The organism is Ralstonia sp. RL (assembly GCF_001683835.1).
GTDB classification, from domain to species: domain Bacteria; phylum Pseudomonadota; class Gammaproteobacteria; order Burkholderiales; family Burkholderiaceae; genus Ralstonia; species Ralstonia mannitolilytica.
The window spans coordinates 1-657 of record NZ_LWRX01000087.1 but is presented as its reverse complement, the minus strand read 5'-3'; the positions used below and the strand labels follow the sequence as shown (position 1 = coordinate 657).

1 pseudogene is annotated in these 657 nt (G+C 72.8%); it reads left to right on the top strand.

Features of this window, described 5'->3' with window-relative positions:
• Positions 1-657, top strand: a pseudogene (locus A6M56_RS08175) (DNA polymerase III subunit gamma/tau); the annotation flags it as partial.

Here is a 657-nt window from a genome sequence, read left to right as displayed (position 1 = left end):
TGCACTCATTGACATCGCCGACGAGATGGCGGGCCGCAGCCTGAGCTTCTCGGGGGCGCTGCAGGACCTGGCATCGCTGCTGCAGAAGATCGCGCTGGCGCAGGTCGTGCCCGCTGCGGTGCAGGACGACTGGCCGGAGGCAGATGATGTGCGCCGCCTCGCAGAGCGTTTCGACGCGCAGTCAGTGCAGCTGTTCTATCAATTTGCCAATCTCGGCCGTAATGAGCTTGCCCTCGCGCCGGACGAGTACGCCGGCTTCACGATGACGCTGCTGCGCATGCTGGCGTTCCAGCCCGGTCAATCCGGGGGCGATGTGCCCCCGCCTTCGGGCGGCGGCGCGAAGCAGCGGGCAGTGCAATCGGCTGCGGCCTCGGCCGCGTCTGAGCGTGCGGCGGCGGTGGCATCGTCTGCTCCGGTGGCGGCTGCTCAGGCAGCGCCTGCTGCGACGCGCCCGGCGCCGGTGGTCGAGGCGCCGCGTGCGGCGTATCAGCCAACCGCATCGGTTTCTGCGTCGGCCCCGGCCGTTGTGGAGGCGCCCGCGGCAGCCCCGGCTGCACCGGTCCGCCGCTCGCCGGCCATGGAGGCATTGGCTGCGGCGCGTCAGGCGTCGAGCCGCGGCCGTGGCGGTGCGTCCGCGCCGGCCGCCGCCGCGGCCCC